This is a genomic window from Paraburkholderia graminis C4D1M, assembly GCF_000172415.1.
In the GTDB taxonomy this organism is placed as follows: Bacteria; Pseudomonadota; Gammaproteobacteria; order Burkholderiales; family Burkholderiaceae; genus Paraburkholderia; species Paraburkholderia graminis.
On the sequence record NZ_ABLD01000007.1, the window covers coordinates 282,025 to 298,447 of the forward strand.

Below are 16,423 nucleotides of genomic sequence, written 5' to 3' on the forward strand. Positions count from 1 at the left end.
CCTTGCCCTTCTCTATTTGCTATTACTGCGGGCTTCAATTGCAACGCTTATTGCAAAGCCTATCGCAGCACTTTTCCGCCCGCCGCCACGGTCACTGAAATGATCAACACGCCATACACGATGGAGCGCACGCCCGCATCGGCGCCAACCGCATTGAGCGCCGCGTTCGTGAGAAAGAGGAACATGGACGCGCCCCATACGCCGACGATGGTCGCCTTGCCGCCCGTCACCAGCGTGCCGCCGATCACGACCACGGCAATCGAAATCAGCATGTACTCCACGCCCATGTCGAGCGACGCGCCGCCGGATATGGCCGCGAGCAGCAACGCGGTGAGCGACGCGATCATCGACGACAGCACATAAGCGAGGCACCGCGTGCGATGCACGTTGACGCCCGCGAGCCATGCGGCCCGCGCGTTCTGGCCGATAGCGGAAAGCCTGCGGCCATACACGGCGCGATGCAGCAGCACCGCGAGCGCAATCGACAACGCGAGCGCGAGCAGCGCGATATACGGCACGCCCGCAACGCGGCCCGTCGCGAAAGCGCCGAGCGCGGGCGGTGGCGGCGGCAACTGGCGGCCTTGCGTGATCGCAATCGACTGAATGATGAAGCTCGACGACAGCGTCGCGATGATCGGCGGGATGCGCAAAAGGCGAATCAGCATGTAGTTGGCGACGCCGACAACGACGCCCACGCCCAGCACCGCGGCCACGCCCAACGCGATGTATCCGTTCGAGCTGCGCATCACATGCATGCCGATCACGCCGGCAAGCGCGATGGTCGACGGCACCGACAGGTCGATGTTGCCGACGCCCGATGTGATGACGAGCATCTGCCCGAGGCCGACAAGCACCATGAAGACGCCGTAGGTCAGCGCCGTCTGCGCGACATTGCTCGCGATGCCGAAGCCGAACACGCCGACAATGCCGAACCACACCAGCACCGTGCCGACGAACGACCAGGCCCACGGCGCCTGAATACTTTTGAGCCGCGCCCAGGCGCTGTCCTGAGAAGCGATCGGCTCGCTGGAAATTTGCGTTTTCACCGGCGTTCTCCGCGTTGCAGCAGCACGCGCAACGACAACACGACGATCAGAATCGCTCCCTGCATGCCGACCTGCCAATCCGCCGAGATGTTGAGGAAAGCGAGAAACGACGCGGCAAGCGTCAGCGTGATCGCACCGAGCACCGCGCCGACTACCGACACGCGGCCGCCGATAAATTCACCGCCGCCGAGTATCACCGCCGCAATCGACAGCAACGTATAGCGCAGCGCGAGATTGGCGTCGGCGGAAGTCGTCAGGCCGAGCAGCGAGAGCCCCGACAGCACCCCGAACACGCCCGCCACGCCGTAGAGCGTCGCCTTGCTACGCACGAGCGACCAGCCGAAGCGGCGCATCGCGCGCGGATTGCCGCCCGCGCCGCGAACCCGCACGCCCGCCGACGAGCGCATCAGCAGCAGGTGTCCGACGATCGCGATCAGCACCGACCACACGATGGGCGCGGCGATAAGCGGCGTCTGATAGCCCATTGCCGTGCCGAGCCACTCGGGACTCGTGCCGCCAGGCGACGGCAGCAGCACGATGGCGAGCCCGCTCCATACGAACGAAAGACCAAGCGTTACGACGATGGACGGAATCTGCCGCAACTCGATCAGCGCGCCGACGGCCGCATACGCGAGCACGCAACCGGCTAAAGCCAGCGCGCCGAGCCACGGTTGCTTCACCAGCAGCGTTGCACCGATGCACGCGACAAGACTCACGAACGGCCCAATCGACAGATCCAGATCGTTGACGGTGATGATCGCGAGCTGCGCGAGCGTCGCGAGCACGATCGGCACGGCGAGATTCAGCAGCAGGCTGGAGCCGAAGTAGCTCATCACGGTCGGCTGCATGATGGCGATCGGCACCAGCACCGCGACCAGCGAAATGGCGGGAAGCATCGCGCGCAAACGCGCCTGCGTATTAGCGAATGTCATGCTGCCTGATCCTCGAAGCTCGCCGCGAGCAGCGCCTCTTCCGTGCATTCGTCGGCGTGAAGCACGCGCGTAACGGCGGCGGAGCGGAACACGTAAGTGCGATCGCAGTGCGAGAGTTCTTCGTTTTCCGTGGTGTACCAGATGAAGGTGCGGCCTTTCGCGGCTTCTTCGTGTACGAGTTGATAGATGTCGCGCTTGGTGCCGACATCGACGCCGCGCGTGGGATCGTCCATCAGAATGAGTTCGGCGTCGCAGGCAAGCGCGCGCGCGAACAGAACCTTTTGCTGATTGCCGCCCGAGAGCGAAAGAATGCCTGCGTTCATCGACGCGCCGCGTATTCCGATCTTCGCGCGCCATGCTTCGACGAGTTCGCGCGCCGCGGCGAAATCGACGAGACCGCGCTTGCGTTTTGCGCCGCCGAGCAGCCAGCGCAGATCGAGATTCTGCGCGATCGACCAGACGGGAAACACGCCGTCGCGTCCGCGATCGCCCGCAACGAATGCGACCTTCGTGCGGGCCGCGCCGTGACGTGTCGCGGCATCGTAGATGGATAGCAGCGCTTCGGTTTGACCTTGTCCCGCGAGTCCCGCGAAGCCGACGATCTCGCCGCGCGACGCTTCGATTACGGTGTGCTTCTTCACGCCGACATTCCAGCGAAAATGCGCTTGATCGCTGCGCGCATTACGCGCGCGCGCCGCGGCCGGCGACTTGTCGGCTTCGAGATGCTGGCCCATCGCCTGAATGATCGACGCGCGGCTCGACTGCGCGCGCGGCAGCACGCCGACGATACCGCCGTCGCGCATCACCATCACGCGGTCCGCCACTCGCTCTATTTCGCCGAGCATGTGCGTGATGAGCAGACACGTAATACCGCGCTCGGCAGCCGCGCGCCGCACGAAGGCGAGCAACTGCTCGGCGGTATGAGCGTCGAGCGAGGAAGTCGGCTCGTCGAGAATCACGAGACGCACGGGCGTATCGGTGACTGTAAAGGCGCGCGCGATCTCCACCATTTGCTGCTGCGTGAGCGTGAGATCGGAGACGAGTTCGCCGCCCTTCAGGCCGTGGTCAGGAAAGATTTCGTCGAGCTTCTCGCGCATCAGCGCGGTGGCCTTGCGTCGCCAGCCGCGTCCATGCAAATGCGGATGCACGACGGTCATGTTCTCGGCCACGGTCAGATTCGCGCACAACGAGAGTTCCTGAAACACGCAGCGCACGCCTGCATTTCTGGCGGCATTCGCGTCGTAGTGCGGCGCGTCGTGGCCGTCTACTTCGATGCGACCTTGCGTCGGCGCGTACACGCCTGCGAGCACCGACATCAGCGTCGATTTGCCCGCGCCGTTGTGGCCGGCAATGCCGACACATTCACCGGGCAGGAACGCGAAGTCGATGTCCGTGAGTGCGCGGACCCGCCCGAACGTCTTGCCGATGCCTTCGAAGCGGATCAGCGCGCGGCTGTCCTCCTGGCTGGATGTTGCGCCCATTCACCTGTCTCCGTGGGTGGCGTCTTCTGCGCTTACTTCTTGTCGAGCAAGGCCACGGTTTGCGGCAACGTATAGGTCACATCGGCGATGCCGCCAGGCGGAATCGCCGCGAGCTTCGCGGGCAACTCCTGTTGCGAGATGGCGAGCAGCGGCACGTTGATCGTGACTTCTTTCGGGATCTTCTTGCCCGCGAGCACTTGCTGCGCGACCCAGAATGCAAAGCTCACCGCGCCCGGCGGATTGGACAGCGAGCGCGACTGATAGCCGGCCTTCGTCTGTTCGCTCCACCATTGAAGCTCGGGATACGTGCTGCCGATAATCATCGGAGGCGCGGGCCGGTTGGCCGCCTTGAACGCCTGCGCGATGCCGAACGACATCTCGCCTTCGGTCGCGACGCCGTCCACTTGCGGCAGCGTCGGAAGAATGCCCGCGACGGCTTTCTGCGCGACGGACTGCGTCCAGTCGCCGTTGACCGATCCGACGAGCTTCATGCCCGGATGCTTCTTGAGCCCTTCGAGCACGCCTTCGTGCATGAGGTTATCGACCGAAATACCGGCCACGCCGCGCACTTCGAGAATGTTGCCCTTGCCGTTGAGCCGCGTCGCCAGATAGTCGACGCCCTGCTCGGCCCAGCCCTTGAAATCGAAGTTCACGCGATACGCGCAAGGCTCGTCGACGACGCCGTCGAACGAAACGACAACGACGCCTGCCGCGCACGCCTTCTTGATCGTGCCGTTGAGCGCAGTGGGCGACACGGCGTCGATCACGATCGCGTTATAGCCCTGCAAGATGAGATTCTGGATTTGTTGCGCCTGCTCCGTCACCTGGTTTTCGGCGGTGGTGAAGGCCGGCGCGGCGGCGACTTTCTTGTCGGCGACCGCCTGCTGCGAGACGGCGTTCCAGCTTTTGAGCATCGACTGCCGCCACGCGTTGCCCGCGAAGCTGTTCGACAGCGCGATCTTTTTCTGCGACGTATCGCCGGTTGCGACCTGCGCCTGCGCGGCGCCTCCCAACACGCACGCGACCACGGCCGCGGCGATCTTGACCTGCATTCCTTTACGGAACATCTTGTCGTCTCCTTTCATTCTGCTTGTCGGAGGCGCGACTCGACTTTGTCTACAGCACGCCTCTTGCGAACACGGCCGCTTGTGCGCGGCCGCTATACATTTCGGACAGTCTGCTTCGAACCCGTTCTGCGGTCAGGCCAATCACGGTGGCCAGGCCACCGGATCGCCGAGGCAGTATAACGACTGCCTTCGGCGCGTGCAATTCGATTTCCGTTACCGGTAACGGAATTGGCCGTCGGTATAAATGGCCAGGTCGGGAAACGGCACATCGGCGCGCCGGACCGCATTGCTCATCGTCCCTGTGTCGTACTCGCCGGAACCGTACGCGCTGCGGCCAGACTCTGCCGACGCAGTGCTTCTGTCGTTTCGCCAGCGCCGTCAGCGCGCCAGCCGGGCGGCAGAATCACGTAGCAAATCGCGGCCCAGACGCTGCCCGCCGACGCGACATCGCGTGCAAGACTCACCCAGTGCTCGAATTCGACGACGAGCGGATTGCGTGAGCGCGTCGGTGTCGTGAGACCGTAGCGGCACGGTTCATCGGCGCGTTCTTCAGCATAGGTGCCGAACAGCCGATCGAATATGACAAGCACGCCGCCAAAGTTTGCATCGAGATAATCGACGTTCGATGCGTGATGCACGCGATGCGCCGACGGCGTATTGAACACGTATTCGAGCCAGCCGAGTTTCGGCGTCCACGTGTTATGCAGCCAGAACTGGTAGAGCAGATTGAAGCTCAGCGTCGCGAGCACGATTTCGGGGCGTACGCCGAGCCAGACGAGCGGCGTGAAGAAGATTGCGGAGCCGGTCAGTTTGCCGGTCAAGCCGAGGCGATAGGCGGACGAAAGCGTCAACTGGTTCGGCGAGTGGTGAACCGCGTGCGTCGCCCAGAAAAAGCGGATACGGTGCGACGCGCGGTGATACCAGTAGTAGCAGAACTCCTGTCCGATAAAGAGCACGAACAGCATCAGCGCGCTGTTGAGCGTGACGGTAAAGAGGCGGTGATCCCAGGCAAGGGCGAATATCGGCGTCGCGAGCGAAAGCGGCAGCAGCGCGAGCAGCTTGCGGCCGGCCACATCGGCGAGCGAAATCCATACTTCATACCAGTCGAAGGGCGAGGCGCTGTTTCGCTGTGTGCGGGTGAGCACGCATGCCTCGATCAGCGAGACGCCAATGATGAACACGGTAACGAAAAGCGCGATTTTTCCAGTAGTCGACATGATGGGCAGATAACGGTTGAGGTGGGACGCGTCGTCTGCGGGCAAAGCCGCTATCGCGTCGGGTGAAGCTAATGTAGTGGGCTGCCCGGCCAAAGACCACGCGTAAACCATGTCGCCAGATGTCACGAAATCGCGGCCGCGACGGCGAATCGGGCCATGCGGCCCGGCTGCTGGCGGCCCGCCGCGGGGGTGTAACACCGCGACATCTTTTACCGGGCGATTATTTCGCGAGGTCCTCTTATAGTTCGTTCCGCTGCCACGCCGCAGTGCGTGACTAACCGAACCGGGAAGGACACCTCATGAAACTCCGTTACCTCGCCGCAGCCAGCGCTGCCATGCTCATCGCGATCAGCACCATCAGCACGCCCGCCTTCGCCGGATGGTCGGGTCATGGCACCGCCTACACGCCGCACGGCACTTACAACGGCGCACACTACGGCTCCTGCACAGGCGGCAGTTGCATGCACGCCGGCGGCGTCGAGAATCCTTATGGCGGGATCGCCACCAACACCGGCACGGTCAACCGCACCGCACCCGGCCAGTTCTCGAATTCGGGCACGGCGACGGGCCCCAACGGACGTCAGGTGCAGCACTCGGGCGACACGAGCTGCGCAGGCGGCACATGCGACCACACCGGCGCGCTGAACGGCTCGGACGGCCACAGCGCCACGACTTCGGGCAGCGTGACACGCAACGCGCCGGGTCAGTATTCGTCTTCGGGCACGGTTACCGGCGCGAACGGTAATACGACCAGTCACACGGCATCGACGGACTGTGCCGGTTCAACCTGCAATCGTTCGGGGACGGTGACGGGCTCCGATGGCGGAACCGTCAACCATTCAGGCAGCGCGACACGCGTGGCGCCCGGCGTGGTGACGACAGGCGGCGGCACGACGGTCGTGCACGGCGGCACGGTGACTACGGGCACGGTTACGACTGTCGGCGCGACGGTTGCCGTGGGCAGCGTACCGGTTGTCGTCGCGCCTCCGCCGGTCGTGGTGGCGCCGGCTCCGGTTGTCGTCGCGCCCGTACCGGTGGTTGCTGCGCCTGCGCCTGTGGTCGTCGCGCCTCCGCCCGCTTATGTGCCCCCGCCGCCGGTCGCCTACGTGCCGCCGCCTGCACCGAAGACTGTCTACGTCGCGCCGCCCGCACCCAAGGTCGTCTACGTTGCGCCCCCGCCGCCGAAGGTCGTCTACGTTGCGCCGCCCCCGCCGCATGTCGTATTCATCGCGCCGCAGGCCCACACGCTGTATGTCGCGCCGCGTCCTGTGTATGTCGCGCCCGCGCCGCATCCCGCGGTGCTGGTTCCGGGCCACTGGGTCGGGCGCTTCTGGGTGCCGGCGCACTGGGCGTAACAGCAAACGTGAGATCGATGAATCAACCCTGCCGGCCACGAGCGTCGGCGAAAACACGGAGTAGATGATGAAAAAGATGATTGCAGTGCTTCTCTTGTGTATTGTTTCTGCAGTGGCTTCGGCTCAAAGCGCACTGCCACCCGCGGATGCCCCGCGCGGCGAGCGTGCGATGCAGCAATTGCAGGCCCGCTTTGCCCGAGCGAACACGACGGGCGACGGCAAGCTGACGCGCGAGCAGGCGACAGCCCGCATGCCGATGGTCGCGAAACACTTCGACGAAATCGACACGCAGCACGCCGGTTATGTCACGCTGCCGCAAATCGAGGCGCTCATGCAGCAGAAAGCAATGGCACGCTGAAAGGCAACGAGGCTGGGAGACGCGTCATGGATCAGGCGAACAGGATCATCGTGCTGGACGACGAAGCCGAGTTGCGCAACATGCTGCAACGGTTTCTGACCGGACACGGGTTCCATGTGCGCGTCGTCGCCGACGGCAAGCAGCTCGACCGCTACCTGCAGCGCGAACCGTACGACCTGCTCGTGCTCGACCTGATGATGGAACCGGAAGACGGGCTGACGATATGCCGGCGGCTGCGCGCCGAAGGACAGACGCTGCCCATCCTCATGCTGACCGCGAAAGGCGATCCCGTCGACCGCGTCGTCGGCCTCGAAACCGGCGCCGACGACTACCTCGCGAAACCGTTTCTCCCCGATGAACTGGTCGCGCGAATCCGCGCTCTGCTGCGTCGCCAGAAAATGGCCGCGGGCGTACCGACCGTGACTTCACAAACGCTGCGCTTCGGCGAATACCAGTTCGATGTCGGCAAGCAAACGCTGCGACATCGTGGCGAGCCGGTCGACGTGCACTCCGCGCAGATGTTGCTGCTGCACGCGCTCGGGTCGTCGCCGAACCGGCCGGTGAGCCGCGAGAATCTGCTTGCGCGGGCGCGCGGCCGCGACCACGACGCGCTCGACCGCAGCATCGACGTGCAGATTTTGCGGCTGCGTCAGATCGTCGAAGACGATCCGTCGAAACCGCGCTTCATCAAGACCGTGTGGGGTGTCGGCTACATGCTCGTTGCAGGCATCGACTCGTGAGCATCACAACGCGTTCAAAGCGGCGCAGCAGATGGCTGCCACGTTCGCTGCTGACGCGCAATATCGTTCTGCTGGTAGCGCTCGTCGCACTGACGCAGGCGTGCTCGTTCGCGGTGCTGCTGCATTTCGTGCAGCGTCCGCGCATCGACCGCGCCGCGATCATCTTCGCCGATTACGTCAAGACGCTCGATGGCGTGCTCGCCGCGATGCCGCCCGACCAGGGCCGCGCCGCGGCCGCGCGCCTCGGTGCGCAGACAGCGGCGCCCGAACCCGATGGCGTCAAAGCGCAGCGCAGCCTGCCGCGCCTGTTCGGCACATGGCAACGCGATGTCTTCCTTCGCGCGCTGCAGCATCATCTACCGCCGGACATGCCGGTGCGCTGGCAAACTGGCAACGGCGGCGACGGCGAGCGCCTGTGGATTCGCGTGCACGTCGCCGGCGCGCCAAGCTGGATTGCGCTGCCGATGACAGAAGACGCGCAGGCGAGCGGCATCACCACGACGCTGATACTTTCCGTGGGCCTCGCGTTACTGGCCGCGTTGACGGGCTATCTGATCCAGTTGCACATCAACCGGCCGCTGAAGGACCTCGCGCGCGCCGCGCGGCACGTGAGCGCGGGCGAAGCGCCCGTCGTTCTGCCAACCGACGGTCCGACGGAAATCGCCCAGGTGAGCGGCGCGTTCAATCAGATGACCGAGGCGTTGCAGCAGGCCGAAGCAACGCGCGCGCTGATGCTCGCGGGCGTATCGCACGACATCCGCACGCCGCTCACCAAGCTGCGTCTCGCGATGGCGATGGCGATTCCGCGCGGCGCCGACGACACCTTCGTCGCATCGGCGGAAAGCTATCTCGACCACATCGACACGATTCTCCAGCAGTTCATGGACTACGCCGGCAGCGGCGAACGCGAGCCGCCGCAGCAGGGAGATCTCAACGCGCTCATCGGTCAGCTCGCCGCGGATTTTGCGGGGCTCGGACACGAGTTCGAACTGTCGCTCGGCGAAGTCCCCGGGTTCGCGTACCGGCCCGTGAGCCTCATGCGGCTTTTGATGAATCTGATGCACAACGCGATTGCGTATGGACGCACAGGTCTTGCCGTGCGCACATGGACCGAAGGCGATACGGCGTGCGTCGCCGTCTGCGATCGCGGCAGCGGAATCGACGCCGCAGAAATGGAAAAACTCAAGACGCCGTTCAGCCGCGGTACGAACGCACGGACGCATTCGGGCGGCACAGGTCTCGGGCTTGCGATCGTCGAGCGCATCGCGCGTCTGCATGGCGGCTCGCTGCAGTTTCGTGCGCGTGAAGGCGGCGGTCTCGAGGCGCTCGTCACGTTGCCGCTGAACCGGCATTCTTCATAAGCAAGGCGGGCCTACTCCGGCCCCGCGCGAACGATCCTGGCGAACGGTCTTGGCGACATCGCGCGACACAATTGCTGAATGGTGTGCGGAGCCGCTTCCTCCCATACTCACGTCTACGTGCTGCGGCACACCTCCCCGACACTTACCGGCGCCACGGTGCCACGACAGGATCGATATGCATACATCACTCAAATCATTCGTTGGCAACGCTAAACGTGTAGCTGGCTCCGCACTCGTCGCAGGGGCGCTGCTTCTGACCGGCTGCGCTTCGGGCATCGCCGCCACGACGCAGACCAGCGCCGTCCCGCATGTTCGCGCCGACGTCATCTACGTGTATTCGTTCGGCGCCACGCCCGACCAGGTGAAATCGGACAGCGGCGGCATCGCGCAGAAAATCGGAGCGGCGATGACGGGCGAATCGTCGGAGCAAAAGCAGCTTCAGACCGCGAGCGATACTCGTGAACAGGTCGCCGACGAAATCGTGCGCGAACTGCAAACGCTCGGACTGCGCGCGGTGCGCGTGGACGGTCCTGCACCGATGAACGAAAACGCGCTCGTCGTCGAAGGCAGCTTCCAGACAATCGACGAAGGCAAGCGCCGCCGTCGCGTGCTGATCGGGCTTGGCGCCGGCAAGAGCGAAGTGAGCGCGTCGATCCAGATCCTGTACAAGCCCGCCGCCGGCACGCCGATCGAACTGCAAAGCTTTTCCGCCAACGCCGATAGCGGTCACATGCCCGGCATCGCGGAAACCGCTGGCGTCGGCGCCGCTGCTGCGCATGTTGCAACCGCAGCAGCGACAGGCACGGCGCTGCATGGCGCGTCCGAGGCGAAACAGGGCGGCATGAGCGGCGACGCGAAAAAGCTCGGCGATTCGATCGCGAAGCAGATTGCGGCGGTAAGCACGGCCAACGGATGGATGTCGGCCACACATATCGACTAACGCCAGTCTCCTACAACCGCGCCGCCGCATCCCGCAACGCCGTCCTCAACCCTTCCTCGACGACCGGATGATAGAAAGGCATCCCGAGCATATCGTCGACCGTCGCCTGCATTTGCAAGCTCCACGCGAGCAGATGACCGATGTGTTCCGCGGCCGGGCCGAACCATTCCGCGCCGACGAAGCGCCGCGTCGCGCGATCGATGTACACCCTCGCCCGTCCGTGATTCTTCAGCATGACGCGGCTGCGCCCCTGGTCTTCGAAGCTCACTTCGCCCGCGACGAAACTATCCGGCGCGAGATCGCGATGCCGTGCCCCGACCATCGCGATCTGCGGATCGGAGAAAACGATGGCGAGCGGCGCGCGCCTCACCAGCGGCACGACATCGGGATAAAGCGCGGCATTGCGTCCGGCGGCGCGGCCTTCGTCGGCGGCTTCGTGCAGGAGCGGCAGAATCCCGTTCGCGTCGCCCGCAATGAAGACCGGGTGGGCGCCCACTTGCAGCGTGTCGCGGTCGAAGCGCGGCACGCCGTGCGCATCCAGTTCGAGCGATGTGTTTTCGAGGCCGAGTTGTGCAACGTTCGGGCGTCGCCCGGTCGCTGCGAGGACGTACTCATACGTGTCCTCGACATAGCTTCCGTCGGCCCGCGCATAGCGAATCCGCACGCCGCCCTCGACTGCCGCCGCGGCTTCGAGCGTACCCTGCGGCTCGAAGTGAAACGCTGCGGCAAACGTCGCGCGCGCTTCCGCCACGATCACGGGGTCCGTCAGCGGACCCACGCCGCCGCGCGCGCCAAACACGCTCACCTTCACTCCGAGGCGCGCCAGCGCCTGACCGAGTTCCAGACCGATCACGCCCGGGCCCACCACGGCCACGCTGCGCGGCAGCGTCTGCCATGCAAACACATCGTCGTTCACGATAACGCGCTCGCCGACGCCACGAAGAATCTCGGGGACGACAGGCGTCGAACCCGTCGCGATCACCACGCTCGCCGCATGCACGAGCGTATCGCTGCCGACCTGCAACAGCCGGTCGTCGATGAAGCGCACGTGGCCGATCAGCCGGTCCGCTTCCGGCAACGCGTGCACGCCGTCCACGACGAAGCCGACGAAGCGGTCACGCTCGCTGCGCACGCGCTGCATGACCGCCTTGCCGTCTATCCGCACTCCATCGACATGAACGCCAAACGGTTCCGCGTGGCTCGCGGCGTGCGCGGCTTCCGCCGCCGCGATCAGCAGCTTCGACGGCATGCACCCCACTCGCGCACACGTCGTGCCGTATTCACCGCCTTCGATGATCACGGCCTTGCGGCCTTCGGCTTTCGCGCTGCGGTAAGCCGACAGCCCGGCCGTGCCTGCGCCGATTACGGCGACGTCTGTATGAATGGTGCGCATGACAGTCTCTCCTGTCGAAACTTGAGTGCCGCAGTTGCGGGTTACTTGACTGCGGGGAAGTCGATCGTCGTGTCGTTCACGCGATTCACGAGATTCGTGAACGTAATCGACGCGATGGCCAGGTTGATTTCGATGATCTGGCGGTCCGTGTAGCCGGCCGCGCGCACTGCATCGAGCGCGGCCTCGGGCACCGTGCCGCGCGTACCGACCAGCGTTTGCACAAACGTCACCAGCGCGTCGCGCTTCGCGTCGCCGGTTGCAACGCCGGCACGCACCTGCTTCATGTCGTCGCTCGACAGACCGGCCAGCTTGCCCTTCAACGTATGCGCGGCCACACAGTAGTCACAGCCCACGTGCTCGCTGACGGCCAGCTTGATGACTTCGATGTCCGCCTTGCCGAGCGTGCCGGCATCCACGGCTGCATCGAATGCGAGCGCCGCGCTGAGCGCTTCGGGGCTGTGCGTGCCGATGGTCGCGTAGGCGTTGGGCACCTTGCCGACGGCCTTCTTGATCTTCGCGAACACTTCGGCGGCTGCGCCAGTTGCTTCTTCGGGGCGAATGGTGGTCAGACGGGACATGATTGACTCCTTCCTTCAGGTTGGCGGTTGAAACTGCTTAGCCATGTCGTATGGCATGGGAGTCAGTGTAGGGATGCGCGGCGAGTTCTTTAATGCCATACTTTCGCAACTTCATGCTCAAACGTCTCATATGGAACTGCTCGACCGATTGCTCTCGCTGATGCCGGTGACTGGACGGCTCGATGTGCGCTGCCACTTCGGCTCGCCGTGGCGCCTCGACCATCCCCAATCGAACGAGTGGGAGTTTCCGTATCACGTGCTGTTGCGCGGCGAGGCTGTCATCGAAAGCGCTGCGGGAACGAAAGGCGAACCGGCGCTGCGCATGAAAGCCGGCGACATCGTGCTATTTCCATCGGGCAGCGCTCATACGTTGCACGACGGCAGCGGCAGTCCGCCGCGACCGGCGCGCGAGCAACAGAAGGACGGATTGACCATCGTCACGAACGGCAAAGTACGCGAAGGCGCCGATGTGCTGTGCGGGCGCTTCGTGCTGCCGGCCGTGCCGCAGCAACTGATGCGCGATCATCTGCCGGGACGTTTGCTGGTAAGCAGCGTGAACGCGGACACCGGCGACGGAGCGGCGCGCGACGCTGCGTTCGCCGCAAGCCGGCTCGCGCGAGTCATCGAATTAATGCGTGAGGAAGCGTTCGAGCAGCAGCCGGGCAGCGCGACGGTCGTGAATCAGCTTTCGGGCGCTTTGTTCGCGCTGACGCTGCGCTGCGCGTCCACTACCGACGAAGCGCCGCGCGGCCTGCTTGCGCTTGCGCAGCGTCAGCGCCTGCAACCGGCTCTCGCGGCCATGTTCGACGAACCGGGGAAGCCGTGGACGCTGCCGACGCTCGCCGAACTCTGTCACATGTCGCGCGCTACGTTCGCCCGTCATTTCGACGAAGCGATCGGCCGTTCGGCGAGCGACGTGCTCACGGACATCCGCATGGCGATCGCCGGACGCAAGCTGGCGCAAACGGGCATGTCTGTCGCCGAGATCGGTGAGGCTGTGGGGTATCAATCGGAAGCCGCATTTCAGCGCGTTTTCAAACGGCAGGTCGGCATGACGCCAGCGAAGTGGCGTGCGCGTTCGTCGCGAAACGAGGTCGGAGAAGCAGGTCTGTAACGCAGGTCTGTAAAGCAAGCGAATCCGCATATCGCAAGCGCCTGGCGCAGTATTTGCATTCTGTCGCACCTGCACGACCCCGGCAGAACGACCGGGGCCCGACCAGGAGGAGACAATGCGCGATGACATGTATCACGCCGCAACCCCAATCGCCACGCGCGAGGCTTGCTGGCTTACGCCGTCGATTCAGAAGTCCCATGAACGCTCGGAGGTATTCGGTCTGAGCGAGTCCATGCGCCCCGATTACGACGTGCTGCCCGCCGGCGAACTCGCGATGAAGCTCGAGCAGAACCGCATCCTCTGCGCGCACGCCACGCCGGTGATGGAAACGCTGCATGAGCAGATTGTGAACACCCAGAGCATGATCGTGCTGACCGACGCCGAAGGTCTGATCCTTCATTCCATCGGCGACGACGACTTTTTGCGGCGTGCCGAGAAAGTCGCACTGCGGCCGGGCGCGAACTGGGCGGAGAGCCGGCAAGGCACCAATGCAATCGGCACGGCGCTGGCTGAACGCAGCGCGACTGTCGTGCACGGCGAGCAGCACTATCTCGCGGCGAACCGGTTTCTGACCTGTTCGAGCGTGCCGATTCTCGATCCGTATGGCGATCTCATCGGCGTGCTCGACGTCACGGGCGATCATCGCAGCTATCACCAGCACACCATGGCGCTCGCGAAGATGTCCGTGCAGATGATCGAGAATCATCTGTTCGCCAACACGTTCCGCGAGACCTTGCAGATCGCCTTTCATGGCCGCCCCGAGTTCCTCGGCACGTTGATGGAAGGCATCGCCGCGTTCACCTGCGACGGCCGCTTTCTGTCCGCGAATCGCAGCGCGCAATTCCAGCTCGGGCTGCCGCTTGCAGGGTTGCGCGCGCATACGCTGTCGTCGCTGTTCGGGCTCACGAGCGCGCAGTTGATCGACCGTCTGCGCATGCATCGCGACCGGCATCTGTCGCTGAACCTGAGCAACGGCGCGGTGGTCTGCGCCAACGTGCAATTCCGCCGCACGACGCTCGCCGACGAGCCCGCTCGCTTTCATACGTCGAACGAAGCGGCGGCGGGCAAGCGCAACGAGCCAGGCGCGCCGCCCGCGAATCCGCTATCGACGCTGAGCCAGCTCGACACCGGCGATCCGCGGATCGCGGCGGTCATCACGAAGGTGCGCAAGGTGATCGGCAAGAACATCCCGATCCTGATCACCGGCGAGACGGGCACCGGCAAGGAACTGCTCGCGCAGGCCATCCACAACGATTCGCCCCGGCGCGCGGCGCCTTTCGTCGCGGTGAACTGCGCGTCGATACCGGAAACGTTGATCGAGTCGGAACTGTTCGGCTATGAAGAAGGCGCGTTCACCGGCGCGCGCCGCAAAGGCGCTGTCGGCAAACTGCTGCAAGCCAACGGCGGCACGCTTTTTCTCGATGAAATCGGCGACATGCCGTACCCGTTGCAAGTGCGCCTGTTACGCGTGCTGCAGGAGCGTCTCGTGAACCCGCTCGGCTCCGCCAAGTCGATTCCCGTCGATGTCGCGATCATTTGCGCGACCCATCGCGATCTGCGCGAAATGATCGCGCAGAGCCGCTTTCGCGAGGATTTGTACTACCGGCTCAATGGACTGGTCGTCAAATTGCCGCCGCTGCGCGAACGCACCGATTTGTCGGCGGTGATCAAGAAGATGCTCGATTGCGCGTCGGCCGAGAACGCCGGCGACCAGCCGCTCAGCATCGCCGGCGACGTGATGACGCTCTTCGAGCAATGCGCGTGGCCCGGCAACTTTCGCCAGCTCGGCAATCTGCTGCGCACCGCGGCCGTGATGGTGGATGCCGACGGCGAAATTCGCCGCGAGCATCTGCCGGACGACTTCTTCGACGATCTGCGCGCCGCGCGGCCATCGTCCACGCATGCAGCGGATGCGTTGCCGCTGCCCAGCGGGCGTCTGCACGACGTCGCCGCGAGCGTGATCGCGAATGCGCTCGCGCAGCATGGCGGCAACGTGTCGGCCGCGGCTCGCACGCTCGGTATCTCGCGTAACACGATCTATCGCAAGCTGCCGGCGCACGGCGCGAACAATAGCGAAGACGCCGCGTGAATCGCGCGCATTGCACTGCTCTGTTGTGCAACACGAGTGTGCCGGAATTGAACAGCGCTCGGGCATCGGCGGCTTGCTCGCGCTTTACGTGGGCTGCAAGCACATATCGATAAGTTCGGCATGGACCTTGCGTTTGAGCACGGGACCGCTTCACCGATGCGGTTTTTTAATCAAACGTCCTATCCAAGGAGACAGCCATGCAGTGGACTACCCCCGCCTACACCGATCTGCGTTTCGGTTTCGAAGTCACGATGTATATCGCCACACGCTGAAGCAAGCATGAAGCGCCGCCGCGCGCGTCACTGAACGTGTCGAGCGCGGCGGCCTGCCACAACGGACAAAAAGGCGTGCCTCGTATGACCGCTCAGAATATTGAACGCTGCATCGGTCCGAGGCCGAATTTGCGCCCGCACTTTCGCCTGCAACGGGAAGTCGCCGAAGACGGCTATGTGCTGCTCTCGCCGCAAGGCGTCATCAGATTGAATCCGAGCGCAGGCGAAATTTTGAGCCGCTGCGACGGCAAGCGCGAACTCGATGACATCATCGGCGAGCTCGAGGCTATGTTCAACGCGTCGGATCTCGCCACGGACGTTTACCGTTTCATCGAACATGCGCGGCAGCGCGGCTGGGTGGAGTGATTTGCGGTTGCGTGCCGAATGGCGTTATTGACGCACACGCATGAAGCGCCCGGCGTTTCTCCGTTGCTCGGAAGAACCGCCGGGCGCTTTCTTTCGTTGCCGAAGTTTGCGCTT

16 protein-coding genes are annotated in these 16,423 nt (G+C 64.3%); 9 read left to right on the forward strand and 7 right to left on the reverse strand.

What is annotated here, in order from left to right; translation table 11 throughout:
* Positions 1-59: 59 nt before the first annotated feature.
* The 5 genes from BGRAMDRAFT_RS15360 to BGRAMDRAFT_RS15380 form a co-directional block, all read right to left on the reverse strand.
* Positions 60-1,046, reverse strand: a complete 987-nt coding sequence (locus tag BGRAMDRAFT_RS15360; RefSeq protein WP_006049696.1) for an ABC transporter permease — start codon at positions 1,044-1,046, stop codon at positions 60-62.
* Positions 1,043-1,978: an ABC transporter permease gene (locus tag BGRAMDRAFT_RS15365; RefSeq protein ID WP_006049697.1), complete on the reverse strand. Its 936-nt coding sequence runs from the start codon at positions 1,976-1,978 to the stop codon at positions 1,043-1,045. Before BGRAMDRAFT_RS15365 ends, BGRAMDRAFT_RS15360 begins: the two co-directional genes overlap by 4 nt.
* Complete coding sequence (locus tag BGRAMDRAFT_RS15370; protein ID WP_006049698.1) at positions 1,975-3,459, reverse strand: sugar ABC transporter ATP-binding protein; 1,485 nt, start codon at positions 3,457-3,459, stop codon at positions 1,975-1,977. The genes BGRAMDRAFT_RS15365 and BGRAMDRAFT_RS15370 overlap by 4 nt, the downstream gene beginning before the upstream one ends.
* Before the next feature lie 32 nt (positions 3,460-3,491).
* The gene (locus tag BGRAMDRAFT_RS15375) at positions 3,492-4,526 is read right to left on the reverse strand and encodes a substrate-binding domain-containing protein (RefSeq protein WP_006049699.1); all 1,035 of its coding nucleotides are present in this window, start codon (positions 4,524-4,526) and stop codon (positions 3,492-3,494) included.
* Between the two features lie 290 nt (positions 4,527-4,816).
* Positions 4,817-5,743, reverse strand: a complete 927-nt coding sequence (locus BGRAMDRAFT_RS15380; RefSeq protein ID WP_044021154.1) for a sterol desaturase family protein — start codon at positions 5,741-5,743, stop codon at positions 4,817-4,819.
* A 299-nt stretch (positions 5,744-6,042) separates the two neighbouring features.
* Between BGRAMDRAFT_RS15380 and BGRAMDRAFT_RS15385 the strand changes: the two genes are divergently transcribed.
* The 5 genes from BGRAMDRAFT_RS15385 to BGRAMDRAFT_RS15405 all read left to right on the forward strand — a co-directional run bounded on the left by BGRAMDRAFT_RS15385 (position 6,043) and on the right by BGRAMDRAFT_RS15405 (position 10,497).
* Complete coding sequence (locus tag BGRAMDRAFT_RS15385; RefSeq protein WP_006049701.1) at positions 6,043-7,098, forward strand: hypothetical protein; 1,056 nt, start codon at positions 6,043-6,045, stop codon at positions 7,096-7,098.
* Positions 7,099-7,165: 67 nt separating this feature from the next.
* Positions 7,166-7,456, forward strand: coding sequence for an EF-hand domain-containing protein (locus BGRAMDRAFT_RS36115; RefSeq protein ID WP_006049702.1), 291 nt, complete (start codon positions 7,166-7,168; stop codon positions 7,454-7,456).
* A gap of 26 nt (positions 7,457-7,482) precedes the next feature.
* Positions 7,483-8,196 carry a response regulator gene (locus BGRAMDRAFT_RS15395; protein WP_006049703.1) on the forward strand — a complete coding sequence of 238 codons (714 nt, stop codon included), beginning with the start codon at positions 7,483-7,485 and terminating at the stop codon, positions 8,194-8,196.
* Positions 8,193-9,557, forward strand: coding sequence for an ATP-binding protein (locus BGRAMDRAFT_RS15400; protein ID WP_006049704.1), 1,365 nt, complete (start codon positions 8,193-8,195; stop codon positions 9,555-9,557). The genes BGRAMDRAFT_RS15395 and BGRAMDRAFT_RS15400 overlap by 4 nt, the downstream gene beginning before the upstream one ends.
* Positions 9,558-9,732: 175 nt before the next feature.
* Positions 9,733-10,497 (forward strand): DUF4410 domain-containing protein, encoded by a 765-nt coding sequence (locus BGRAMDRAFT_RS15405; RefSeq protein WP_006049705.1) that lies wholly within the window; start codon positions 9,733-9,735, stop codon positions 10,495-10,497.
* A gap of 10 nt (positions 10,498-10,507) precedes the next feature.
* On the opposite strand, the gene BGRAMDRAFT_RS15410 is transcribed toward BGRAMDRAFT_RS15405, so the two are convergent.
* Positions 10,508-11,890, reverse strand: coding sequence for a dihydrolipoyl dehydrogenase (locus tag BGRAMDRAFT_RS15410; RefSeq protein WP_006049706.1), 1,383 nt, complete (start codon positions 11,888-11,890; stop codon positions 10,508-10,510).
* 41 nt (positions 11,891-11,931) lie between these two features.
* Entirely contained in the window at positions 11,932-12,468 is a 537-nt protein-coding gene (locus tag BGRAMDRAFT_RS15415; RefSeq protein WP_006049707.1) for a carboxymuconolactone decarboxylase family protein, read from the reverse strand.
* Positions 12,469-12,598: 130 nt separating this feature from the next.
* Between BGRAMDRAFT_RS15415 and BGRAMDRAFT_RS15420 the strand changes: the two genes are divergently transcribed.
* The 4 genes from BGRAMDRAFT_RS15420 to pqqD all read left to right on the forward strand — a co-directional run bounded on the left by BGRAMDRAFT_RS15420 (position 12,599) and on the right by pqqD (position 16,309).
* Positions 12,599-13,582 (forward strand): cupin domain-containing protein, encoded by a 984-nt coding sequence (locus BGRAMDRAFT_RS15420; RefSeq protein WP_232292275.1) that lies wholly within the window; start codon positions 12,599-12,601, stop codon positions 13,580-13,582.
* Between the two features lie 115 nt (positions 13,583-13,697).
* Positions 13,698-15,671: a sigma-54-dependent Fis family transcriptional regulator gene (locus BGRAMDRAFT_RS15425; RefSeq protein ID WP_006049709.1), complete on the forward strand. Its 1,974-nt coding sequence runs from the start codon at positions 13,698-13,700 to the stop codon at positions 15,669-15,671.
* 197 nt (positions 15,672-15,868) lie between these two features.
* A complete protein-coding gene (gene pqqA / locus BGRAMDRAFT_RS33690; protein ID WP_013341955.1) occupies positions 15,869-15,943 on the forward strand; it encodes a pyrroloquinoline quinone precursor peptide PqqA in 75 nt (24 codons plus the stop codon).
* A gap of 84 nt (positions 15,944-16,027) precedes the next feature.
* The gene (gene pqqD / locus BGRAMDRAFT_RS15430) at positions 16,028-16,309 is read left to right on the forward strand and encodes a pyrroloquinoline quinone biosynthesis peptide chaperone PqqD (protein WP_006049710.1); all 282 of its coding nucleotides are present in this window, start codon (positions 16,028-16,030) and stop codon (positions 16,307-16,309) included.
* The last annotated feature ends 114 nt before the right edge of the window (positions 16,310-16,423 follow it).